Source organism: Bradyrhizobium sp. USDA 376, assembly GCF_054063675.1.
The window spans coordinates 8,715,439-8,738,672 of sequence record NZ_JBSSGN010000001.1 but is presented as its reverse complement, the minus strand read 5'-3'; the positions used below and the strand labels follow the sequence as shown (position 1 = coordinate 8,738,672).

Below are 23,234 nucleotides of genomic sequence, written 5' to 3'. Positions count from 1 at the left end.
CCATGGATTCCAAGATCATGACCGCGCTCGGCGACCGCGTCCTGACGCTCGGGCCGCAGCCGGCGCCAGAGAGTCCCTACAAGCACTTCAAGCTGACGCGCGATGCCGATGGCGTTGCCTGGCTGCTGTTCGACCGCGCCGATTCCAGTGCCAACACGCTGTCCTCCGACGTGATGGAAGAGTTCGACGCCGCGCTGGCGGCGATTGAGACCGAGCGCCCCGCGGGCCTCGTCATCCGCTCGGCAAAGCCATCGGGCTTCATTGCCGGTGCCGACGTCAACGAATTCCGCGGCGCGGCCGATCCCGAAATGGTCGAGACACGCATCCGCGCTGCGCATGCGGTGGTCGACCATCTGGAAGCCCTCAAGCTGCCGACGGTCGCGGTGATCCATGGCTTCTGTCTCGGCGGCGGGCTCGAGGTCGCGCTCGCCTGCCAGGCACGCATTGCTATCGACGGTGCGCGCTTCGGTTTCCCCGAGGTAATGCTGGGCCTGCATCCCGGCCTTGGCGGCACTGCGCGCTTCACCGCGCTGGTCAACCCGACGCAGTCGATGGCCTTGATGCTGACCGGCCGCACCATCGACGCGCGTCGCGCCAAATCGCTCGGCCTCGTCGACACCGTGACGCAGGAGCGCCACGTCCAGGGCGCGGTGAGAGATGCGCTGTTCGGCCGGCTGAAGCGGGCCAAGCCCGGCCTGTTGACGCGCGCGGCCAATCTCGGACCGGTGCGCGGACTCTTGGCCAAGCGTATGCGCTCGGAGGCGGCGAAGGCCGCATCCCGCGAGCACTATCCCGCGCCTTACGCGCTGATCGATCTCTGGGAGACCCATGGCGGCAGCAAGGCCGCGATGCTGAAGGCCGAGCAGGCGTCATTCGCCAAGCTGATGGTGACGCCGACCGCGCAGAATCTGATCCGCGTCTTCTTCCTGCGTGAGCAGATGAAGAAGGCGGCAGGCTCCGGCAACACGGTGAAGCATGTCCACGTCATCGGCGCCGGTGCCATGGGCGGCGACATCGCGGGGTGGTGTGCGGGGCAGGGGCTGCGCGTCTCGCTCGCCGACATGAAGGCGGAGCCGATCGCAGGCGCAGTCAAGCGCGCGGCCGAGCTCTACGGCAAGATCATCCGCAAGCCCACGGACGTGCGCGACGCGCTCGATCGCCTGATCCCCGATATGGACGGCGAGGGTGTCCGCAACGCCGATCTCATCATCGAGGCGGTGCCGGAAAAGCTCGAGCTCAAACAGAAGGTCTATGCCGGCCTCGAGCCCCGAATGAAGCCGGGCGCGATCCTTGCGACCAACACGTCGAGCATTCCGCTTCAGGATCTACGCACCACGCTGGCGCGGCCGGAGCGGCTGGTCGGTCTGCATTTCTTCAATCCGGTGTCGCGGCTGCAGCTGGTCGAGGTCGTCAGCCACGACGGCAACGAGCTAGAGGTGCTCAAGGAAGCGCTCGCCTTCGTCGGCGCGATCGACCGCCTGCCGCTCGCCGTGAAGAGCTCGCCCGGCTTCCTCGTCAACCGCGCGCTGACGCCTTATATGCTTGAAGCCATGGTGATGCTGGACGAGAAGACCGACCAGCGCCTGATTGATGCTGCGGCCGAACAGTTCGGCATGCCGATGGGGCCGATCGAGCTTGCCGACCAGGTCGGCCTCGACATCTGCCTCGACGTCGGCGACATGCTGCGGACCAAGTTCGGCGACCTGCTGCCGCCGACGCCGGCCTGGCTGCGCGAGAAGGTCGCCAAGGGCGAACTCGGCCGCAAGACCGGCAAGGGTTTTTACACCTGGAAGGATGGCAAGGCGGAGAAGGCACAGCTCGCCGAGACCGGCCCGCGCGTCACCGACCAGATGATCGACCGCCTGGTGCTGCCGATGTCCAATGTCTGCGTCGCGGCGCTTCGTGAGGGCATCGTCGACGATGCCGATGCGGTCGACGGCGCCATGATCTTCGGCACCGGTTATGCACCGTTCCGCGGCGGTCCGCTGAATTACGCGCGCACGCGCGGCGTCGAAAACATTGTATCCACCCTGCGCGCGCTGGCGGAGCGATTCGGCGAGCGCTTCGCGCCCGATCCGGGCTGGGACAATTTCAAGTGAGCAATCTCAAGTGAGAGAGGCATGAACGAGCAAGCCAATACCGGACCGAGCGGGGATCTCTGCATCCGCACGCTGGCGATGCCGGCCGATACCAACGCGAACGGCGACATCTTCGGCGGCTGGCTGCTCAGCCAGATGGACGTCGGCGGCGGCGTGTTCGCATCGAAGGTCGCGAAGTCGCGCACCGTGACCGTGGCGATCGAGGCGATGAATTTTCGAAAAGCGGTCTATGTCGGCGATCTCGTTTCGGTCTATGCCAACCTCGTGCGTGTGGGGCGCACGTCCATCACCGTGCATCTGGAAGCGTGGGCGCTGCGTCGCGGGGAGCAGCATCCGTTCCTCGTCACTGACGGCAACTTCACCTACGTCTCGATCGACGAGCACGGCCGCCCGCAGGCGGTTCGTTCGAGCGACACTGTCATCGCGACGTAATCGCGCGCGGCGCTCTGTCTCGTCTCACGAAAACTTGCAGCAAGCGAAACGCGGCGCGCGTGAGTCATCGCGTCGCGGCTTCGCCAAGAACCAGTCACAAAACGGATGAGGTCCCGGCGTACTCAATTGCCTGTCGATTCGAGGTGGAAACGGCTTCAAATGCCCAGGAACTTTTGGGCGGAGATGCCGTTATTTGCCCGCACTGAGGAAACCACGGACCATGCCGGACAGCTACATCATCGAAGTCGATTCGCAGACCGCAGGTATCGTCGTTCGTTCTTCTGGAGGTTACTGCTTCTTCGCCTCATCCCAACGATTCAACCGTCTCGAAGGCCAGCTCTTCCGCAACGCGCGCGAAGCCGAGCGCGCCGCACGCAGGCTGTTGAATGGCGATGTGAAGGAGGCGGCGTAAGCGCCTGCCGCTGATGATTTCGACGCGCGAAGCGTGGTCGGAATTTTTTGCCGAGCGCACCGCTGCCCTCTCCCCACGAGGGGAGAGGGCAAGAGGTGCCATCACAACTTCGTCGCGGCGCGCGAGAGCAGCTTCCACTCGTCGCCCTGCTTCTGCCAGTTCATCAGGATGTGAAGGTTGGTCGATACTTTTTTCCCATCGGCTGCCATTTCCTGTTCCCCCAGCCAGTGGAAGCGGACGATCGCCGCGGGACCGACGACCTTGATGGTCGGGTCCTTGTATTCGATCGACAGGAACTTCGATTTGCCGTCGGTGGCATTAGTGACGAAGGTCGCCTTGTCTTCGACCTTGCCGCTGGAATGGCTGTAGCTGAGGTCGTCCCAGCACAGCGCGCCGAGCGCCTTCGGGTCGGCCGCGATCTGGGCGAGGCGGAAGGCCTCGACCTTCTTCGCCACGGCGTCCTCGTCCGCTGAAGCGGCCAGCGCCGGCGTGGCGAGAGCAAGCGCGGAGACCGCAAGAGCCGGGACGGCCAGAGTCGAGAGAGCCAGATCGCGTCGGTTGATCGTCATCGTTTCCTCCTTTTTGATCTTGCACCGAGTGTTGCAGCCGCGCGCGACTTTGTCGAGTGTCACGTATTGGTCATGTGGATGCGTCATTGCGCGATCGAGGCCGTATTGATACGTCTCGCGCATCGATGTGTCGCGCATGTGGGAAAGTACGGAAATGATCGAGGCCAGCTACGATGCGATGGGCAGGGCGTTGTTGTTCGACATCGACGGCACGCTCGCCGACACCGATCCGTTGCACTTGAAGGCTTTCAACCAGGTGCTTGGCCCTCACGGACATGTCTTCGATCACGCACGCTTCTCCAGGGAGCTGCAAGGCTTCGCCAATGTCGCGATCGGTGAGCGCTTTCTGCCCCACGAGGCGCCGGAGCGGCGCGCCCTGATCCTCGACGAGAAGGAGGAAGTCTTCCGCGCGCTCGTGGCCGGGCAGATCGCACCGCTGCCGGGATTGATGGCGCTGCTCGACCGGGCCGACAGGGCCGGCATTCCCATGGTCGCGGTGACCAACGCGCCACGTCTCAACGCCGAGCTGCTGCTCTCCGGCCTCGGCATCACGCATCGCTTCAAGGCACTCGTGATCGGTGCCGAGCTGCCGCACGGCAAGCCGCATCCGCTGCCCTATCAGGAAGGGCTGCGTTTCGTCGGCGCGCGGCCGGAAACCTCGATCGCGTTCGAGGACTCCCGCACCGGCGTGCAGTCCGCCACGGCGGCCGGCATTCCGACCGTCGGCATAAGGACCAGCCTGAGCCATGCTGACCTGGTGGCATCAGGCGCGGTCACGTCCGCCAGCGCCTTCGATGATCCGGCGCTGCTCGCGCGTCTGGCGAGCGCCATGACTTGGTAAGAAAATGACATGGTAAGAAATGGCGTGGTGAGGGCCCTTCATCCGTTAACCGTGATCGGCGCGCGCATTGACCGAAGGCGCGAACCGCCGCACCATGCATCATCCTGACTTGAGGCCGTTGCCGTGACCGGATTGACCCATCGCCAAGCCGAAATCCTCAACATCGCGCGCGCCTCCGGCCGTGTCATGGTCGAGGAGCTCGCGCGCCGGTTCGAGGTCTCGGCGCAGACCATCCGCAAGGATCTCAACGATCTCTGCGAGCGGAGATCGCTGACCCGCATCCATGGCGGCGCCATCATCGCCTCCGGCGTGGAGAACCTCGCCTATGAGGCGCGCCGTTTCGTCGCCGCCGACGAGAAGAAGGCGATCGGGGCTGCCGCCGCCTCGCTGATCCCGAACGGCTGCTCGCTCTTCATCAACATCGGCACCACGACGGAGGAGGTCGCGAGCGCCCTGACCTCGCACGAGGATCTGCTCGTCATCACCAACAACCTCAATGTCGCGATGCTGCTGTACCGCCATCCCCGCATCGAGGTGGTGGTCGCCGGCGGCACGGTGCGGCGTGCCGACGGCGCTGTGGTCGGCTCGACCGCGACACAGCTGATCGGCCAGTTCAAGGTCGATTACGCCATCATCGGCGCGTCTGCGATCGACGAGGAGGGCGCGCTGCTCGACTTCGATTACCGCGAGGTGCAGGTGGCGCAGGCCATCATCGCCAATGCCCGCAGCGTCATGCTGGTCGCCGATTCGACAAAGCTCCGCCGCAGCGCGCCGGTGCGCATCGCCCACATCACCCAGATCCAGACCTTCGTCACCGACCAGGAGCTGCCCGAGCGCCTTGCCACCATCTGCCACAGCAAGGGCATCGAGGTGGTCGAGGCGATGCCGAAAGGTGCGGACATCGATGATCCGCAGACCGATGCCCAGGATGCGGCACCGGAAGCCGCGCCGGTGGTGCGGCTGAGATAGGGCTTATACGTCGTCCCATGGATTGAGCAGCGGGACGCCGAAGGCCGCAAAATCTTTCACATTGCGTGTGATGAGCGTGAGGTTGTTGACGAGTGCGGTCGCTGCAAAGAAGCCGTCCATCACGGACAGCGCAACGCCGCTCCTGCGGCTCTGAGCCATCAGGTCGCCCCAGCGCTCGGCCACCGCGTGATCGATCGGCAGGACGCGTTCGGCAAACCGCGCCGGCAGATCGTGGGCAAGCCAGGCGGCCAGTGCCGTGCGCCGGCGGCCGTCCTCCAGCAATGCGATGCCCCGTCGAAGCTCGGCGATCGAGGCAACGCTGATGAACGCGCGGTCCTCGTCGATCGTATCAAGCCAAGCCAAAACTTTCGGCGAAGGCGCAGGCCGCTGAACCTCCGACAGCACATTGGTGTCGAGCAGCAGGTTCACGGCATTTCGTCGCGCGGCGCGTCGTGTACGCGTTCAAGCTCGAGGTCGGCGCCGCGCAGCGGCGAGGCCAGTAGGAATTCGGCGAGCGTGCCTTTGCGTGCGACCTTGCGCGCCCATTCCTCGGCGGAAACGACCACCGCATTGGGCTTGCCGTGGCGGGTAATGACCTGCGGCCCGGTTTGGGCGCGGTCGATCACTTCGGAGAGCCGTGCCTTGGCGTTGGCGAGCGTCCAAGTGTCATCCGTCGGAAGCGAGTCGGGTGCAGGGTTGCGATTGGCCATGGGCAGAAACCAATATGACTATTGTGACTATAATTCTGTGCAACTAACCATTCAAGGGGCGCGGTTGCTTTTCGAATGGCCGTCCAAGCTGCTTATTTGCGCGGCCTTTTGCCCACCAAAAAGTTCCTCTTTCACTTCCTTTCGCCTCTCTTTCATCTTGCTTTCGTTTTTCGGTGTGATCTAATCAAAAACGAAAGTAGCCGCTCGAAGGAACGGGCGGTCGCCGGGGGATGCGTCTGTTGGAGCGTATTTTCGATCTCGCCATCATTGGAGGCGGTGTTAACGGCTGCGGCATCGCGCGTGACGCGGTGGGCCGCGGCAACACGGTTTTCCTGTGCGAAATGAACGACCTGGCGAGCGGGACGTCGTCCTGGTCGACCAAGCTGGTGCATGGCGGCCTGCGCTATCTCGAATATTACGAGTTTCGGCTGGTCCGCGAGGCGCTGATCGAACGCGAGATTCTCTGGGGCATCGCGCCCCACATCATCCGCCCCCTGCGTTTCGTTCTGCCGCATCACGCCGGCCTGCGCCCGGCCTGGCTGCTGCGCCTCGGCCTCTTCCTTTATGACCACATCGGCGGCCGCCATCTGCTGCCCGCCACGCGCTCGGTCGACCTCAAGCGCGACGAGGTCGGCAAGCCGCTGATCCCGAATCGCTACAGCCGCGCCTTCGAATATTCGGACTGCTTCGTCGACGACGCCCGCCTCGTCGTGCTCAACGCGCGCGACGCCGCCGACAAGGGCGCCGAGATCCGCACCCGCACTCGCGCCACCGAGATCCGCCAGGCCGATGGCGTCTGGACCGTCAGCATGCTCAACACGCTGACCGGCGAGCGCTCGCAGGTCCGGGCACGGGCTCTGGTCAATGCCGGCGGCCCCTGGGTCGAGGACGTGCTCGGCCGCGGCGCCGGCGTGAATGCGAAAGCCAAGGTGCGCCTGGTGCAGGGCTCGCACATCGTGGTCAAGAAACTCTACGACCACGACCGCGCCTACATGTTCCAGAATGCCGACGGCCGCATCATCTTCGTGATCCCGTACCAGGACGATTTCACGCTGATCGGCACCACCGACCGCGACTATGACGGCGATCCCGCCAAGGTGAAGGCGACGGCTGAGGAGATCCAATATCTCTGCACCGCGGCGAGCGAATATCTGGCCAAGCCGGTGACGCCGGAGGACGTGGTCTGGACCTATTCCGGTGTGCGTCCGCTCTATGACGACGGCGCCAACGAGGCCAAGGCCGCGACGCGCGACTACGTGTTCGAGCTCGACACGCCCGGTGGCTCTCCGCTGCTGTCGATCTATGGCGGCAAGATCACGACCTATCGCCGCCTCGCCGAGGAGGCGCTGGAGCGCCTTGCGCCCTATCTACGCAGCGCGAAGGCGCGCGAGGGTTGGACCGGCAAATGGCCGCTGCCGGGCGGCGACATGAACGTGTCGGATATTGACGGCCTGATCGTGGAGCTGCAGCGCGGCTATCCCTTCCTCGGCCACGAGCATGCGCGGCGCCTGGCGCGCGCCTATGGTACCCGCGCCATCAAGCTGCTCGGCGATGCGAAATCGGCCGCGGATCTCGGCCAGGCCTTTGGCGCCACGCTGACCGAGCGCGAGGTCCGCTACCTCATGGCCAATGAATGGGCCGTCACCGCCGAGGATATCGTCTGGCGCCGTTCCAAGCTCGGCCTGCGACTATCTGCCGACGAGATTGCTGCCTTGGACGACTGGATCAGGAGCCACGCTGTGCCGCAAACTCCCCTGCTGGAAGCAGGAGGACGCTCATGAGCGTGACACTCGATCACGTGACCCGGACCGTCGACGGTATCGAGCACATCCGCGACGTCTCGCTGACGCTCGAGAGCGGCACGCTCAACGTGCTGCTCGGACCGACGCTGTCGGGCAAGACCTCGATCATGCGGCTGCTCGCCGGCCTCGACAAGCCGACCACGGGCAGGGTGCTGGTTGGCGGCAAGGACGTCACCGGCGCCGACGTGCGCCAGCGCTCGGTCGCGATGGTCTATCAGCAGTTCATCAACTATCCCTCGCTCACGGTCTACGAGAACATCGCCTCGCCCCTGCGCGTGCAGGGCAAGCCGCGCGAGGAGATCGAGACGCGGGTGGCGGAGGCCGCCAAGCTGCTGCGGCTCGAGCCGTTCCTCAAGCGCACGCCGCTTCAGCTTTCCGGCGGCCAGCAGCAGCGCACCGCGATCGCGCGGGCGCTGGTCAAGGGCGCCGATCTCGTGCTGCTCGACGAGCCGCTCGCCAATCTCGACTACAAGCTCCGCGAGGAGCTGCGCGCCGAGCTGCCGCGCATCTTCGAGGCCTCGGGCGCGATCTTCGTCTATGCCACCACCGAGCCCACCGAGGCGCTCTTGCTCGGCGGCAACACGGTGTGCATGTGGGAGGGCCGGGCGCTGCAGATGGGCGAGACCGCCAACGTCTACCGCCGGCCGCAGACGCTCCGCGTCGCGCAGGTGTTTTCCGATCCGCCGCTCAATCTCGTCGGCATCGAGAAGAAGAACGGGCGCGTCGCCTATGCCGGCGGCACGGCGTCGCCGGCCTCGGGCCTCTATTCGTCGCTGGCCGACGGCACCTATCGCGTCGGCTTCCGCGCCCATCAGCTCGGGCTTGCCAATGGCGAGGCCGATCGCCACGCCTTCCATGCCACTGTCACGGTGACCGAGATCACCGGTTCGGAGAGCTTCGTGCATTTGACCCGCGACGGATTGAACTGGGTTGCGGTGCTGCACGGCGTGCACGAGTTCGAGCCGGGCCAGACCATCGATGCGGTGCTCGATCCGAATGACGTGTTTGTGTTCGATGCGGCTGACCGCCTGGTCGCCGCTCCGGGCATAGCGTTTTCAAGCGAAGTGCGTAGCGGTTCGCGTGAAGAAAACGCGTCAACCAGAAAAAGCTCTTAAGGGGGAGGTGCGCCATGGCCCGCATTGACCTCGTCGATCTCGCCCATTCCTACGGCGGCAATGATGCGCCGCAGGAGAGCTTTGCGCTGAAGCCTGTCACCATGACCTGGCGGCAGGGCGGCGCCTACGCGCTGCTCGGCCCGTCCGGCTGCGGCAAGACCACCCTGCTCAACGTCATCTCCGGCATCATCACGCCGTCGCGCGGAAAGATCCTGTTCGACGGCAAGGACATCACACCGCTGTCAACCCAGAAGCGCAACATCGCCCAGGTGTTCCAGTTTCCGGTGATCTACGACACCATGACGGTGGGGCAGAACCTGGCGTTTCCGCTGAAGAACCGCGGCGTGCCGAAGGCCGACATCGACAGGCGCGTCGCCGAGATCGGCCGCCTGCTCGACCTCGAGCCCTATCTGAACCGCAAGGCCACGCGCCTGACCGCCGACGCCAAGCAGAAGATCTCGCTCGGCCGCGGTCTCGTGCGCAACGACGTTGCCGCCGTGCTGTTCGACGAGCCGCTGACGGTGATCGATCCCGAGCTGAAATGGCAGCTCCGCTCCAAGCTGAAGGCGCTGCATCGTGAGCTCGACCTCACGATGATCTACGTCACCCACGACCAGACCGAGGCGCTGACCTTCGCCGACACCGTGGTCGTCATGCATGACGGCCGCGTCGTGCAGAGCGGCACGCCGGCCGAGCTGTTCGACAAGCCGGCGCATACCTTCGTCGGTTATTTCATCGGCTCGCCCGGCATGAACATCCTGCCGGCGGAGGTGAGGGGGCGCGAGGCGCTGATCGACGGCCACGTCATCGCGCTGAATCGCGCTTACGACAACCTACCGGCGGGTGCCAAAATCGAGATCGGCGTGCGCCCCGAATTCGTCGAGGTGGTCGCGCCCGCGCCCGGCCTGCTCACCGCGAAGATCGAGCGCATCGACGATCTCGGCCGCATCCGTTTCGCGCGGGCGCGCCTCGGCGATGCCAAGCTCGCGGCGCGTGCGCCCGCCGGCTTCACGTCATCCGACGGCAACGCCGGGCTGAAATTCGACCCGTCGCACGTCCACGTCTATGCCGACAGCCTTCTGGTGGAGGGAGCCGCCTGATGGACAAGACCGTCAACCAAAAAGCATGGTTCCTGGTGCTGCCGGTGTTCCTGGTCGTCGCCTTTTCGGCGGTGCTGCCGCTGATGACGGTGGTGAACTATTCGATGCAGGACACCTTCGGCAACAACCAGTTCTTCTGGAACGGGGTCGGCTGGTTCAAGGAGCTGCTCGACCCCTCGACCGATCTCGGCGGCCGCTTCCTTGCCTCGCTCGGCCGCAATCTGTTCTTCTCGCTGGTGATCCTCGCCATCGAGGTGCCGCTCGGCATCGTCGTTGCGCTGTCGATGCCGCGCGAGGGCTGGACGGTGGCGGCCTGCCTGATCATCCTCGCGCTGCCGCTGTTGATTCCGTGGAACGTGGTCGGCACGATCTGGCAGATCTTCGGCCGGCCCGACATCGGCCTGCTCGGCTATGTGCTGAACGCCATCGGCATCGACTACAACTACGTCTCCAATGAGGTCGACGCCTGGGTCACGGTCATCGTGATGGACGTCTGGCACTGGACCAGCCTCGTCGCGCTGCTCTGCTATGCCGGCTTGAAGTCGATCCCGGACGCCTATTACCAGGCGGCCCAGATCGACGGCGCCTCGCGCTGGGCGGTGTTCAAGGCGATCCAGCTGCCGAAGATGAATCGCGTGCTCTTGATCGCGGTGCTGCTGCGCTTCATGGACAGCTTCATGATCTACACCGAGCCGTTCGTCGTCACCGGTGGCGGACCCGGCAACTCCACGACCTTCGTGTCGATCGAGCTGGTCAAGATCGCGCTCGGCCAGTTCGACCTCGGCAAGGCCGCGGCGCTGTCGCTGGTCTACAACCTGATCATCCTGATCGTCTGCTGGATCTTCTACACCGTCATGACCAATGCCGGTGTCGAACGCAAAGTCCAGGCGGTGAGCGAGCCGGCGGCGGAGCCGAAGCCTTCGGCCGCGCTCAAGCCCGTGCCCGCGCTCAAGCCAAAGGAAGGAGTGGCCTGATGCATTCGATCCCCGGCCGCCGCCTCATCATGGGGCTGTTCCTGATCTTCCTGCTGCTGCCGATCTACTGGCTCGTCAACATGAGCTTCAAGACCAACAGCGAGATCGTCTCGACGATGACGTTGTGGCCGCATACCCCGACGCTGCAGCACTACAAGCGCATCTTCACCGACGAGAGCTGGTATTCCGGCTACATCAATTCGCTCGAATACGTCGTCCTCAACACCATCATCTCGATCTCGGTGGCGCTGCCCGCGGCCTACGCGTTCTCGCGCTACCGTTTCCTCGGCGACAAGCATCTGTTCTTCTGGCTGCTCTCGAACCGCATGGCGCCGGCGGCGGTCTATGCGCTGCCGTTCTTCAATCTCTATTCGGCGATCGGGCTGTTCGACACGCCCTGGGCCGTCGCGCTCGCGCACTGCATCTTCAACGTTCCGCTCGCGGTGTGGATCCTCGAGGGTTTCGTCTCCGGCGTGCCGCGCGAGATCGACGAGACCGCCTTCCTCGATGGCTATTCCTTCCCGCGCTTCTTCATCAAGATCCTGGTGCCGCTGATCGCGAGCGGCATCGGCGTCGCCGCCTTCTTTTGCTTCATGTTCTCCTGGGTCGAGCTGTTGCTGGCGCGCACGCTGACCTCGGTGCAGGCAAAACCCATTGCCGCGATCATGACGCGCACGGTCTCTGCCGCCGGCATGGACTGGGGCCTGCTTGCTGCCGCCGGCGTGCTCACCATCATCCCGGGCGCGCTGGTGATCTGGTTCGTCCGTAACTACATCGCGCGCGGTTTCGCGCTCGGTCGCGTGTAAGGGGAGGCATCAATGGAATCCATCGCATGGATGGCCTGGACGTTGCCGACTGCGATCTTCTTCGCCGCGCTCGCCTGCACGCTGGCGGTGATGACGTGGCTCGCCGCGGTCTACCCCGAGGCCGAGCGCGTCGGCGTGCTCAGTATTCCGACCACGCGCGGCGACCGGCTGTTCATCTCGCTGATCGCCGCGGCCGTCATCCATCTCGTCTGGATCGGCCTTGTCGGCACCGACGCGATCGCCACGCTGCCGATCGGCGAGGAGGGGTTTGAGATCTCGAGCCTGTGGCTCGCATCAGGAATTTCGCTGGTCACGGCCGCGCTCATTTTCCGCACGGTCTGAAGCTCGCGAAGGGACGGCCAGATCCGGGACCAACCCGGGCCTGTATAAAAGTTTGTCGCTGCAACGGAGGAACAACATGCGACAGTTTAGGAGAAGGAAAGGTCCATTGACCAAGAATAGTTTTCTGACCATGTCCAGCGCCGCTGCGATCGTTGCGGTGTCGTTCGCCGTCTCGGCGCCGGTCCGCGCCGCCGACGACGCCGCGATCCAGAAGTGGATTGCGGAATTCCAGCCCTCGACGCTGTCGAAGGACGAGCAGAAGAAGGAGCTGGAGTGGTTCGCCAAGGCCGCCGAGCCCTTCAAGGGCATGGAGATCAACGTCGTCTCCGAGACCATTGCGACCCACGAATACGAGTCGCAGACGCTGGCCAAGGCGTTCTCCGAGCTCACCGGCATCAAGCTCAAGCACGACCTCATCCAGGAAGGTGACGTCGTCGAGAAGCTGCAGACCCAGATGCAGTCCGGCAAGAACGTCTATGACGGCTGGATCAACGATTCCGATCTGATCGGCACGCACTTCCGCTACGGCCAGACCATCGCACTGTCGGATTACATGACCGGCGAGGGCAAGGACGTCACCGATCCCCAGCTCGACGTCAACGACTTCATCGGCAAGTCGTTCGGCACCGCGCCGGACGGCAAGCTCTATCAGCTGCCCGACCAGCAGTTCGCCAACCTCTATTGGTTCCGCTACGACTGGTTCACCAACCCGGACTACAAGGCCAAGTTCAAGGCCAAGTATGGCTACGAGCTCGGCGTGCCCGTGAACTGGTCGGCTTACGAAGACATCGCCGAGTTCTTCACCAACGACATCAAGGAGATCAACGGCGTCAAGGTCTACGGCCATATGGACTATGGCAAGAAGGACCCCTCGCTCGGCTGGCGGTTCACCGACGCCTGGCTGTCGATGGCCGGCAACGGTGACAAGGGCATTCCGAACGGTCTTCCGGTCGACGAGTGGGGCATCCGCATGGAAGGCTGCCGTCCGGTCGGCTCGAGCGTGGAGCGTGGTGGCGACACCAACGGCCCGGCTGCGGTCTACTCGATCACCAAGTACCTCGAGTGGATGAAGAAGTACGCTCCGCCGCAGGCCCAGGGCATGACCTTCTCCGAGTCCGGTCCCGTGCCGGCTCAGGGCAACATCGCCCAGCAGATGTTCTGGTACACCGCCTTCACCGCCGACATGGTGAAGCCGGGCATCGCCGTGATGAACGCGGACGGTACGCCGAAGTGGCGTATGGCTCCGTCGCCGCACGGCTCGTACTGGAAGGAAGGCATGAAGCTCGGCTACCAGGACGCCGGTTCGCTCACGCTGTTGAAGTCGACCCCGGCTGACCGCCGCAAGGCGGCCTGGCTCTATCTCCAGTTCATCGTCTCCAAGACGGTGTCGCTGAAGAAGAGCCATGTCGGTCTCACCTTCATCCGTGAATCCGACATCTGGGACAAGTCGTTCACCGAGCGTGCGCCGAAACTAGGCGGCCTGATCGAGTTCTACCGCTCGCCCGCGCGCGTGCAGTGGACCCCGACCGGCAACAACGTGCCCGACTATCCGAAGCTCGCGCAGCTCTGGTGGCAGAACATCGGCGATGCGTCGTCCGGTGCGAAGACGCCGCAAGCCGCGATGGATGCACTCGCGGCCGCTCAGGACTCCGTGTTGGAGCGCCTGGAGAAGTCCGGCGTGCAGAAGGAGTGCGGTCCGAAGCTGCACAAGAAGGAGACGGCCGAGTACTGGTTCGCCAAGGCCCAGAAGGACGGCACCATCGCCCCGCAGCGCAAGCTCGCCAACGAGAAGCCGAAGGGCGAGACGGTCGACTACGACACCCTGATCAAGTCGTGGCCGGCAACTCCCCCCAAGCGCGCGGAAGCGAAGTAAGCAGCGCGTAGCGTCACCAAACACGAAAGGCCGGGAGCGATCCCGGCCTTTTTCTTTTTCTCCGTCGTCCTGGACAAGCGAGCAAAGCGAGCGCTGATCCAGGACCCATTACCACCGGCCTTGTTGAGAGGCTGTACTGTGGCGGCAATCAACTGCCGCAATATCCGTTTGGGGTAATGGGTCCTGGCTTTCGCCAGGACGACTCGTGGCTACTCCGCCGGCTCGGCCGCCAGCGCCGGGTAATCCGTGTACCCCTTCGCACCGCCGCCATAGAACGTATTCTTGTCCCAGTCGTTCAGGCCTGCACCCTGCTTCAGCCGCTCGACGAGGTCGGGGTTGGAGATGAACGGCTTGCCGAACGCGATGAGATCGGCGGCGTTGGCGTCCAGCACCTTGCTGGCGAGGTCGAAATCGTAGCCGTTGTTGGCGACATAGGCGCCGGCAAAGCGCTTGCGCAGGGACGCATAGTCGAACGGGGCGATGTCGCGCGGCCCGCCGGTGGCGCCTTCAACGACGTGGAGATAGACCAGCTTCAGCGCGCTGAGGCCGTCGACGATGTGGTCATACAGGGCCTGCGGATTGGAATCCGAGATGTCGTTGGCGGGCGTCACCGGCGAGATGCGGATGCCGGTACGATCGGCGCCGGCTTCAGTCACGACAGCCTTGGAGACTTCCAGCATCAGCCGCGCGCGGTTCTCGATCGAGCCGCCATAGGCGTCGGTGCGCTTGTTGGCGCCGTCCTTGGCGAACTGCTCGAGCAGATAGCCGTTGGCGCCGTGGATCTCGACGCCGTCAAAACCGGCTTCCAGCGCGTTCTTGGTGGCGCGCTTGAAGTCGTCGATGATGCCTGGAATCTCGGAGCGCTCGAGCGCGCGCGGCTCGGAGACATCGGCGAAGCCGCCGTTCACGAACGTCTTGCCCTTGGCGCGGATCGCGCTCGGCGCCACCGGAGCTGCGCCATGCGCCTGGAGATCGACATGCGAGATGCGGCCGACATGCCAGAGTTGGATGAAGATCTTGCCGCCGCGCTCATGGACTTTGTCGGTGACCTTGCGCCAGCCGGCGACCTGGTCCTTGCTGTAGATGCCGGGGGTGTCCTGGTAGCCCTGACCCTGTTGCGAGACCTGGCTTGCTTCGGTGATCAGGAGGCCCGCGGAGGCGCGCTGGCCATAATAGTCGGCGGCAAGCGCGCCGGGTACGAACGTGCCGGGCACCGCGCGGTTGCGCGTCAGCGGCGCCATGACGAGGCGGTTGGCCAGTGTGATCGGGCCGAGCTTGTAGGTCTCAAACAATTTGGTCGAACGGCTCATGGGAATGCTTCCAGGCGGTGAGAGGTCACGAACACTTGTGCATCGCGACATCAGGCGCAAGGGATGAGCCATACGGAAAGTGCAGGCGAGCTGCGCGGCAAGGACCGCGCAGCATAATTCGTGTGCAATTTCGGCCGGGACAGCAGAATTCCGCTACGCGGCCGTGCGATTTGACAAGTCAGTTCGCGCCGAGGAAATCGCGCTTGCCGATCTCGACGCCGTTGTGGCGCAGGATGCCGTGGGCGGTGGTGGCGTGGAAATAGAAGTTCGGCAGCGAGAATGCGCTGAGGAATTGCTGGCCCTTCATGGTGATGGATTTGTCGGGACCGGCCGGGAAGGTGACGTCCTTGGTCTCGGCGCCCTCGAACTGCTCGGGCTTGAACGATTTGACGTAGTCGATCGTCTTCGCCAGCCGCTGCTTCAATTCCGCAAAGCTGGTTTCGGTGTCGGGATTCGCGGGCACTTCACTGTGCGTGAGGCGCGCGCAGCCCTTGCTGGCGAAATCGCTGACGAGCTGGATCTGTTTCGACAGCGGCAGCATGTCCGGGAAGAGGCGGGAGCCGAGCAGAACGCTGGGATCGATCTTTTTCGCCGCGCAATGCGCCTCGGCCTTGGTGAGCAGGCCGGTCAGGCTGTTCAGCATCTGCAAATAGGCGGGAACGACGGCGTCGTAGAAGGACATGTGATGCTCGCTTCAATGAGGGGAGATCTCAGGAGAAAACCTGAGTCACTCACATGGGAGCCTCATGGAAAAATACAATCGCGAAAGCGGCTTGTGCAATGCGAAAATTCTATCGCACCGTCGCCTGTGGCTGCGCCTGCGCCGTGCTGCCGCGCATGCGCGCGAGCAGCTCGGCGGTCGGCCAGGAATCCGCCGGCAGGCCGAACTTGATCTGCATCGCCTTCACGGCGGCGCGGCTCTGCTGGCCGAGCACGCCGTCGACCTTGCCGACATTGAAGCCGGCCTGGACCAGAAGCTGCTGCAATTGCTTGAGCTCGTTGAACGGCAGCTGCGCGACCGGCGCGGCCGGCTTGCGCATCGGGGCTGCGCCCGCGATGCGGGTGGCGAGATAGCCCGCCGTGGTCGAATAGATCAGCGAGTTATTCCACTCGGTGTAGGCGGCGAAATTCGCATACGCCATGAAGGCGGGACCGGTCCGTCCCATCGGCAGCAGCACGGAGGCCGGCAGATTGTCGTTCGGCAGCGGCCGTCCGTCGGGATAGGTGACGCCGAGCTGCGCCCATTTCGAGCGCGGCTGTTGCACGGTGAGATCGGTCTGCTCCCATGGCAGGTTTTGCGGCACCTTGATCTCCTCCAGCCACGGCTCGCCGCGCCGCCATTTCAAGCCGTTGGCGATGTAGTTCGCGGTCGAGCCGATCACGTCGTCCTCGCTGCGCAGCAGATCGCGCCGTCCATCGCCGTCATAGTCGACGGCGTAGTTGACGTAATGCACGGGCAGGAACTGCGTCTGTCCGAGCTCGCCGGCCCACGAGCCGATCATCTCGTCGGGCGTGAGATCGCCGCGGTCGATGATCTTCAGCGCGGCGATGGTTTCGCCCACGAACATCTCCGAGCGGCGGCAGTCATAGGCCAGCGACACCAGCGATTTCAGCGTCGGCAGATTGCCCATGTTGACGCCGAAATCGCTCTCCAGGCCCCAGAATGCGGCGATCACCGCCGGCGGCACGCCATATTCCTTTTCGGCGCGCGCGAACGCAGCGGCGTGGTTCTTGATGTGCTGCTGGCCGTTCTGCATGCGATAGGGCGCGGCCATGCGTCCCGCGAACTCGGTGAACAGCTGGCCGAACACACGCTGGCCGCGGTCGCGGTTGACGATGCCCTGGTCGTAGACGAGGTAAGGCGAAGCCTCCGCGATCGTTCGCTGCGACACGCCGGCCGCGACGGCCTGTTGCTTCACGTCGGCGAGGAAGCGATCGAAGTTCGCGCCATTATGGCACGAGGCCGCGCGCGGCGACGGCGCGGTGGCCTTGGGCGCCGCAGGTCTTGCGGGCGGCGGTACGAACTGGGCAGAGGCAGTGGCGGAGCATGCGAGGAGTGCGACGGCCGCGATCGCAAATCGGGTCTGGAGCATAGGGGTTCCGGCGGGGAGGGCAGGCGTGGATTCGCCGGAAGTTTAGGGGAAGTGACGGTCTCAGGCCATCCCCTCAAGGCCAAGCCGGCTCATGGGGAATTGAAGTTACTGGGCTTCGGCGATCTTCGGTCCGGATGACAACATCTGCGCGTTGGCTGCCAAGGGCCGCTTCGACGGCGATGCCGGGTCCGGCAATCGGAAAGCGGCGTCGGCCGGCGCTCCCTGGGATGGCCGACGGGCAGCGGTTGCCGGAAGCACGATCACTTTCGCTCCGACTTTGACCCGCTCATAAAGGTCCACGACATCGTCATTGGTCAGCCGGATACAACCGGACGAAACCCGCTTCCCGATCGTATCGGGATTGTTGGTGCCGTGAATTCGATATTCGGTCTCGCCCAGATACATCGCCCGGGCGCCGAGCGGGTTGCCGGGACCGCCCGCCATGAACCGCGGCAGATAAGGCTGACGCGAGACCATCTCCGCAGGCGGATGCCAATCCGGCCATTCTGCTTTACGGGCCACAGTCTGTTCACCGGACCACGTGAAACCTTCGCGGCCAACACCGATGCCATAGCGCATCGCCTGCGCGTCGTTCAGAACGAAATAGAGGAATGTGTTCTTGGTATCGATGATCACGGTGCCGGGCGCCTGACGGCTGGCGTAGTCAACCACCTGCCGGACAAGTGCTCCGGGAGCGTCAGCGGCGGCTTTTGGTGGTTCGACTAGAGGCGCCGGGGCTGGAATCGGAGCCGGAACGGGCGCTGACGCATGAACTGGCGTCGACACGTAAACCGGAGTTGACGACGCCCGGGCTTGCGGCGCGGACGGCGTCCGTGCCGGCTGAACGGTCGCCGGACGCGACAGCAAACCGTATCCCAAGGCGGCGACGGCCACGGCGCCAATTGCAACTCTTCCGACCATTGGGAGTGCGAGCGTCTCTGCTTTTCCACGCTTGGCCCGCTTGCTCATGTCTTTCCCCAGATCATCACGTCTGGAAGAGGTACCTAGCAAATTTTAACAAAGTTCGAAGCGCTGCCGCTCAGAGTGGAACCGTTAAGCGTCGTTAGCCATCAATGGTGCAGACGCCTTCCATCCCTTCGGAACAGTCGGCAATCATGGTTAAGCGGAGTGGCTTCCGCTTTGCCGTGAGGCGTCGATGTTCAGCGTGCAGACCCTAGCCAAACAGCCGCATCAGCAGCGCTTTGCCGACCGGGAGCGCCTTGACCGCCCGATAGGCGCGCACATACTCGCCGGCATAGAACGCCCGGATCGCATGCACGCGCGTGTCCATGCCTTCCTCGAACCGCACCGCGAATCCGTCCGTCGTCCGCCGCACCACGATCGCGGCGATCGAGCGGCCGTAGATCCGGCATTCGATCGTGCTGCCGGGCGCCGGCGGATCGGGGTCGATCAGCCGGGCGCCGGTGATCGAGATGTCGGCGAGCCGCGCCAGATGCGACCTGCCGTCCTGGCGCAGCAGCACCGGCTCGTTGCGATGAAAGCGCTCCGCCTTGCGCTTGCGCGGCTGCTCGATGCAGACGAAGCAGACCACGGTGAGGATGAGCGCGTTGTAGAGGCTCCACGCCAGCGCCAGTCCGCCATAGGCGATGTTCTCGCCGCGCAAATGCAGGATGAAGGCATAGGCGATGGCCGCGAGCGTGATGACAAGCGCGCTGCCATAGAGCCGCAGCAGCGGCCATTCGACGAAGCGCCTGTCGCGGTCGCCGCCCTTCGCGGTGACCTTGAACTTGTGTCCTTTCGGCTTCAAGAGGCCGGTTGCCACCGCCTTGAGCACCGCCGGCGCGGCGATGAGTTGCGACACGTCCGTCATCATGGCGAGCGAGCGGCCGCGCGACAGCCACGCCATGGTGAGACCGATCCAGACATAGAACGGCAGAAAATAGCGCAGCAGCTCGTTGAGGTCGGCCCGGACCGCCTTGATGCCGAACAGCAGGAACAGCCAGGGCACCACCAGGCCCGCGACCTTCGAGGTGTAGACCGCGGCCCAGCTCATGAAAGCATCGACCAGCGAGAGGCGGTCGATGAAGGAGAGCTTCGACGTCTGCGATAGCGGGCCGCTGCGGCCGCGCACGATCTGCATCAGGCCGAGACACCAGCGGGCGCGCTGGGTGATGTATTCCCTCAACCCTTCCGGCGCGAGCCCGATCGTCAACCGCTCGTTGAGATAGATCGTGTTGAGGCCGCATTCCTTCAGGCGCAGCGTGACGAGATAGTCTTCCGTCACCGAGTCGGTCGGAAACCCGCCGATCTGCACCAGCCCGGCATAGCGAATGAGCGACGAGGTGCCGCAGCAGAAGGCGACGCCCCAGGCATCTTTCGCCGGCAGCAGGATGTCGAAGAAGAAGCGTTGTTCGTCCGGCCAGACGTCGGTCGCGGCAAGGTTGGTCTGGATCGGGTCGGGATTGATGAAGTGCTGCGGCGTCTGCACCACCCCGACCGAGGGATCGTCCATAAGCGAGATGGTTCGCGCAAGGAAGTCGGGCCGCGGCACGAAATCGGCGTCGAGAACGGCGACGAATTGCGGCGGCTCCGGCAGCGCACCGACATGTCGGAGCGCATGGTTGATGTTGCCGGCCTTGGCGTGGCGGTTGTCGGGCCGCGTCAGATAATGGCAGCCGAGTTCGCCGGTGAGCCGCCGCAGCCAGGGCCGCCGGCCGTCGTCGAGCACCCAGACGCGATAATTGCCGTATTCCATGCCGGTCGCGCCGATGATCGTGCGCTCGAGGATCGATCGTTCTTCGTTGTAGGTGCAGATGAAGACGTCGATCAGCGGCGCGCGCGGCTCTCTGGCGCGGCCATCGATCCTGGCCGCCTTGGTGCGGTCGAGCGTGCGACTGAGAAACAGCAGCGACAATGCGACCGCTAGAAGCGAAGCCGCCTCCAGCAGCATGAAGGGATAACCGATCACGGCATCCGCCGTCAGATGCGGCGGCGGCAGCGTTGCCGTGACGCGCCAGTGGAGATAGCGCAGCAGGAGAACCAGCGACGCGACGGCGAGCAACGAGCGTGCCATCGTGCTCTCGCGCCGGAGCAGCGGCACGATCGCCATGAAGGCGCCGAGCGCGATCAGGCCGGGCGTCAGCGCCGTCGTCACGGCGCGGTCTCTTGCCTTGCAAACACCACGCGGCCGGTGCGTCCCACCGTGCAGCCGTGGGCGGCGGCATCGGCAAGCGCAACGGTGACGCGAAACGGCTCCTTGCTCAGCGCGTCGGGATTGATGGCGAGATTGGCGGGCGCGCCGGCGGCGCCGGTCAGATTGACCACGGTGCCGGAGATCGGCGCGCCGCCGTCGTTCGGCTCGAACGTTGCGTGGTCGACGAGCTGCAGGCGGTTGTAGACGCTCTCGGTGACGTTCGCGGTGATGACGGCGCCGCTGCAATCGAGCACCTTGAGCAGGGGCTGGCCGGCTTGCACGTCCTCGCCCGGCGAAGTCATCATCTCCCAGACGCGCCCTGCGACGGGTGTCGTGATGTTGGCCTCGGAGAGATCGGAGAAGCGGACCTCCTCGATGATGATCTCGTTGCCGAGCCAGGCGATCTCGGTGTCGATGCGCGCGAGATCGGCCTCGAGGTCGTTGGCGCGCTGGCGCATCTCCTCCTCGCGTTGCACCGAGCTCGGACGGTCGTTGTAGCTGTCGCCGAGGAATGAGCCGCTCCGTGCCGCGGAGAGCTCGACCTTCGCTGCATCCAGCCGCTTGCGCGCGCCGAGCTCGGTCTGCTGCGACACCGAAAGCTCGCGCGTCAGCCGGGCCAGTTCGACGCTCGAGACATTGCCGGATTTCGCCAGCGAGGAGGCGCGCTCGACGGCAGCGCTGGCCTCGTCCCGCCGCGCCGCGGCAGCCTCGATCGAGGTCTGGATCTCGGCGATGCGGGCCTCGAGCTGCAGCACGCGTCCGTCGCGGAATTGCGCGGCCTGCCGCGCCAGGTCCTTTTGCGCCGCCTGCGCCGAGGCGAGCTTGGCGGCGAGGCTCGGCCGCTCGTTCTCGAGGCGCGATTTCTGCCGCCGGAGATCGTCGAGCCGGGTGCGATCGCCGCGCGAATTCACGACGCGCAGGACCACGGTGCCGGCATCGAGCCTGGCCTGATCGGTGAGGCGTTGGGCGGCTACCACGCGCCCGCCGATCGGCGCGCGCAGGGTGACGAGGCGGGAATTCAGCACGGCCTCGACGCTCGAATATTCCCATATCGCGCGCAGCGGCAACCAGCCGAAGACGGCAAGGATGGCAAGGCCGATGGCGATCTTGGCGCCACGTCGCAGATGCGGCCAGCGCCGCTGCGCTTCCGCAGGCGTCTGCGCCTCGGGCGAATGATCGGGCTCGTCATTGGCGAACAGCTGCTCGTGCAGCGCCTCCTGCAATCCCTTGGCATCGCCTCTGGCCTCCTTGGCGTCGTGAGGCGGGGAAGCGGATACTGGATCGGTGGAAGCGGCGCGAGAGCGATCGATCATGACGGTCACCGTGCTGACGCAATGTCAACGGAACCGGGTCAATGCACGACAACCGTGCGGTGTGCCCGGCTACCGCCAATTTAGACGAGGCGGCGCTTTCCAGGTTGCTAAGCGCGGAGTCGCGTTTTTGCGTAAATCCCGGTCAAGGTTTAGCAAGAAGGGAAAGGCTGGCCGCACGGCAATACTTCTGCGTCCCGGCGACGCATGACCTTGCGGTGTCCGGCGGCCCCCATACTTCGAAGGGGCCGGCCGGAGGCTTGCCCGCGGCCGCCCCAGGAGACGGCCATGAACTATCTTCGTACCGCAATGCTGCTCGCAGGCCTCACCGCCCTGTTCATGGGCGTGGGCTATCTGATCGGCGGCGCCTCCGGTGCCATGATCGCGCTCGTCATTGCTGCCGCGACCAACCTCTTCACCTACTGGAACTCCGACCGCATGGTGCTGTCGATGTACGGCGCCCATCAGGTCGATCGCGCGAGTGCGCCGGAACTGGTCGGACTCGTTGCGGAACTTGCGGGCCGCGCTGGCTTGCCGATGCCGCGCGTGTTCGTGATGGACGAGGCGCAGCCCAACGCATTTGCGACGGGGCGCAACCCCGAGAACGCCGCAGTCGCCGTCACGACCGGTCTGATGAACCAGCTCAGCCGCGAGGAGCTCGCCGGCGTGATCGCGCACGAGCTCGCGCACATCAAGCATCACGACACGCTGCTGATGACGATCACCGCGACCATTGCGGGTGCCATCTCCATGCTGGCCCAGTTCGGCATGTTCTTCGGCGGCCACCGCGACAACAACAGCGGCCCGGGCATCGTCGGCTCGATCCTGCTGATGATCCTTGCCCCGCTCGGCGCCATGCTGGTGCAGATGGCGATCAGCCGCACCCGCGAATATGCAGCGGACAATCTCGGCGGCCGCATCGTCGGCCAGCCGATGTGGCTCGCCTCGGCGCTGATGAAGATCGAGGGCGCCGCGCACCAGGTCCCGAACTTTGAGGCCGAGCGCAATCCCGCGACCGCGCACATGTTCATCATCAATCCGCTGTCTGGGCAGGGTATGGACAATCTCTTCACCACCCATCCCTCGACGCAGAACCGCATCGCGGCGCTTCAACAGCTCGCGGCCGAGCTTGGCGCGCATGCGGCGCCGTCGCTGGGCGCCAACGAGAACTATCCGCCGCAAGGCCCGTGGGGCCGCTCGTCCTGGCGCGGTCCTTCTCGCGGCCCTTCACGTGGTCCTTGGGGCTGACGAAACCGGCCAGGATTTGCGCGAGGCTTTGTGAGCTGGCGCACACAGGATTGTCCGGACCGGTGCTAACACCCG

At 64.8% G+C, this 23,234-nt stretch carries 22 protein-coding genes; 13 read left to right on the top strand and 9 right to left on the bottom strand.

Annotation, left to right across the window (positions count from 1 at the left end; translation table 11 throughout):
* The first annotated feature begins 2 nt into the window (after positions 1–2).
* From ACVJ19_RS41150 to ACVJ19_RS41140, 3 genes are all read left to right on the top strand, one after another.
* A complete protein-coding gene (locus tag ACVJ19_RS41150; RefSeq protein ID WP_453954765.1) occupies positions 3–2,099 on the top strand; it encodes a 3-hydroxyacyl-CoA dehydrogenase NAD-binding domain-containing protein in 2,097 nt (698 codons plus the stop codon).
* Between the two features lie 21 nt (positions 2,100–2,120).
* A complete protein-coding gene (locus ACVJ19_RS41145) occupies positions 2,121–2,531 on the top strand; it encodes an acyl-CoA thioesterase (RefSeq protein WP_453954764.1) in 411 nt (136 codons plus the stop codon).
* Positions 2,532–2,751: 220 nt separating this feature from the next.
* A complete protein-coding gene (locus tag ACVJ19_RS41140; protein WP_453954763.1) occupies positions 2,752–2,943 on the top strand; it encodes a hypothetical protein in 192 nt (63 codons plus the stop codon).
* Between the two features lie 101 nt (positions 2,944–3,044).
* Here the strand turns inward: ACVJ19_RS41140 and ACVJ19_RS41135 are convergent, their stop codons facing one another.
* On the bottom strand, positions 3,045–3,512 hold the full coding sequence (locus tag ACVJ19_RS41135; protein ID WP_453954762.1) for a nuclear transport factor 2 family protein: 468 nt from the start codon (positions 3,510–3,512) through the stop codon (positions 3,045–3,047).
* A 154-nt stretch (positions 3,513–3,666) separates the two neighbouring features.
* Here ACVJ19_RS41135 and ACVJ19_RS41130 point away from each other — a divergent pair, with 154 nt between their 5' ends.
* Both ACVJ19_RS41130 and ACVJ19_RS41125 read left to right on the top strand, forming a co-directional pair.
* The gene (locus tag ACVJ19_RS41130; RefSeq protein ID WP_453954761.1) at positions 3,667–4,353 is read left to right on the top strand and encodes an HAD family hydrolase; all 687 of its coding nucleotides are present in this window, start codon (positions 3,667–3,669) and stop codon (positions 4,351–4,353) included.
* Between the two features lie 123 nt (positions 4,354–4,476).
* A complete protein-coding gene (locus tag ACVJ19_RS41125) occupies positions 4,477–5,322 on the top strand; it encodes a DeoR/GlpR family DNA-binding transcription regulator (RefSeq protein WP_453954760.1) in 846 nt (281 codons plus the stop codon).
* Positions 5,323–5,325: 3 nt separating this feature from the next.
* Here ACVJ19_RS41125 and ACVJ19_RS41120 read toward each other — a convergent pair whose 3' ends face one another.
* Together ACVJ19_RS41120 and ACVJ19_RS41115 are read right to left on the bottom strand one after the other, a co-directional pair.
* Entirely contained in the window at positions 5,326–5,751 is a 426-nt protein-coding gene (locus ACVJ19_RS41120) for a PIN domain-containing protein (protein ID WP_453954759.1), read from the bottom strand.
* Positions 5,748–6,032, bottom strand: a complete 285-nt coding sequence (locus tag ACVJ19_RS41115; protein WP_453954758.1) for a type II toxin-antitoxin system Phd/YefM family antitoxin — start codon at positions 6,030–6,032, stop codon at positions 5,748–5,750. Before ACVJ19_RS41115 ends, ACVJ19_RS41120 begins: the two co-directional genes overlap by 4 nt.
* A 230-nt stretch (positions 6,033–6,262) precedes the next feature.
* Between ACVJ19_RS41115 and glpD the strand changes: the two genes are divergently transcribed.
* The 7 genes from glpD (at position 6,263) to ACVJ19_RS41080 (ending at position 14,044) form a co-directional block, all read left to right on the top strand.
* Positions 6,263–7,813 (top strand): glycerol-3-phosphate dehydrogenase, encoded by a 1,551-nt coding sequence (gene glpD, locus ACVJ19_RS41110; RefSeq protein ID WP_453954757.1) that lies wholly within the window; start codon positions 6,263–6,265, stop codon positions 7,811–7,813.
* The gene (locus ACVJ19_RS41105) at positions 7,810–8,949 is read left to right on the top strand and encodes an ABC transporter ATP-binding protein (RefSeq protein ID WP_453954756.1); all 1,140 of its coding nucleotides are present in this window, start codon (positions 7,810–7,812) and stop codon (positions 8,947–8,949) included. The genes glpD and ACVJ19_RS41105 overlap by 4 nt, the downstream gene beginning before the upstream one ends.
* A gap of 14 nt (positions 8,950–8,963) precedes the next feature.
* The gene (locus ACVJ19_RS41100; RefSeq protein ID WP_453954755.1) at positions 8,964–10,049 is read left to right on the top strand and encodes an ABC transporter ATP-binding protein; all 1,086 of its coding nucleotides are present in this window, start codon (positions 8,964–8,966) and stop codon (positions 10,047–10,049) included.
* Positions 10,049–11,023, top strand: a complete 975-nt coding sequence (locus ACVJ19_RS41095) for a carbohydrate ABC transporter permease (protein WP_453954753.1) — start codon at positions 10,049–10,051, stop codon at positions 11,021–11,023. Before ACVJ19_RS41100 ends, ACVJ19_RS41095 begins: the two co-directional genes overlap by 1 nt.
* Positions 11,023–11,829, top strand: coding sequence for a carbohydrate ABC transporter permease (locus ACVJ19_RS41090; protein ID WP_183249692.1), 807 nt, complete (start codon positions 11,023–11,025; stop codon positions 11,827–11,829). Before ACVJ19_RS41095 ends, ACVJ19_RS41090 begins: the two co-directional genes overlap by 1 nt.
* A gap of 12 nt (positions 11,830–11,841) precedes the next feature.
* A complete protein-coding gene (locus ACVJ19_RS41085) occupies positions 11,842–12,171 on the top strand; it encodes a DUF2160 domain-containing protein (RefSeq protein WP_453954751.1) in 330 nt (109 codons plus the stop codon).
* Between the two features lie 130 nt (positions 12,172–12,301).
* Positions 12,302–14,044 (top strand): ABC transporter substrate-binding protein, encoded by a 1,743-nt coding sequence (locus tag ACVJ19_RS41080; RefSeq protein WP_453955310.1) that lies wholly within the window; start codon positions 12,302–12,304, stop codon positions 14,042–14,044.
* A gap of 209 nt (positions 14,045–14,253) precedes the next feature.
* Here the strand turns inward: ACVJ19_RS41080 and ACVJ19_RS41075 are convergent, their stop codons facing one another.
* The 6 genes from ACVJ19_RS41075 to ACVJ19_RS41050 form a co-directional block, all read right to left on the bottom strand.
* Positions 14,254–15,354, bottom strand: coding sequence for an alkene reductase (locus ACVJ19_RS41075; protein WP_453954750.1), 1,101 nt, complete (start codon positions 15,352–15,354; stop codon positions 14,254–14,256).
* A 178-nt stretch (positions 15,355–15,532) separates the two neighbouring features.
* The gene (locus ACVJ19_RS41070) at positions 15,533–16,036 is read right to left on the bottom strand and encodes a DUF1993 domain-containing protein (protein ID WP_453954749.1); all 504 of its coding nucleotides are present in this window, start codon (positions 16,034–16,036) and stop codon (positions 15,533–15,535) included.
* Between the two features lie 109 nt (positions 16,037–16,145).
* The gene (locus ACVJ19_RS41065; RefSeq protein WP_453954748.1) at positions 16,146–17,447 is read right to left on the bottom strand and encodes a lytic murein transglycosylase; all 1,302 of its coding nucleotides are present in this window, start codon (positions 17,445–17,447) and stop codon (positions 16,146–16,148) included.
* Positions 17,448–17,552: 105 nt separating this feature from the next.
* Positions 17,553–18,416, bottom strand: a complete 864-nt coding sequence (locus tag ACVJ19_RS41060) for a L,D-transpeptidase (RefSeq protein WP_453954747.1) — start codon at positions 18,414–18,416, stop codon at positions 17,553–17,555.
* Between the two features lie 205 nt (positions 18,417–18,621).
* The gene (locus tag ACVJ19_RS41055) at positions 18,622–20,562 is read right to left on the bottom strand and encodes a glycosyltransferase (protein ID WP_453954746.1); all 1,941 of its coding nucleotides are present in this window, start codon (positions 20,560–20,562) and stop codon (positions 18,622–18,624) included.
* Entirely contained in the window at positions 20,559–21,914 is a 1,356-nt protein-coding gene (locus ACVJ19_RS41050; protein ID WP_453954745.1) for an HlyD family secretion protein, read from the bottom strand. Before ACVJ19_RS41050 ends, ACVJ19_RS41055 begins: the two co-directional genes overlap by 4 nt.
* 285 nt (positions 21,915–22,199) lie before the next feature.
* On the opposite strand from ACVJ19_RS41050, the gene htpX reads away from it, so the two are divergent.
* Positions 22,200–23,159, top strand: a complete 960-nt coding sequence (gene htpX, locus ACVJ19_RS41045) for a zinc metalloprotease HtpX (protein ID WP_453954744.1) — start codon at positions 22,200–22,202, stop codon at positions 23,157–23,159.
* Positions 23,160–23,234 lie beyond the last annotated feature (75 nt).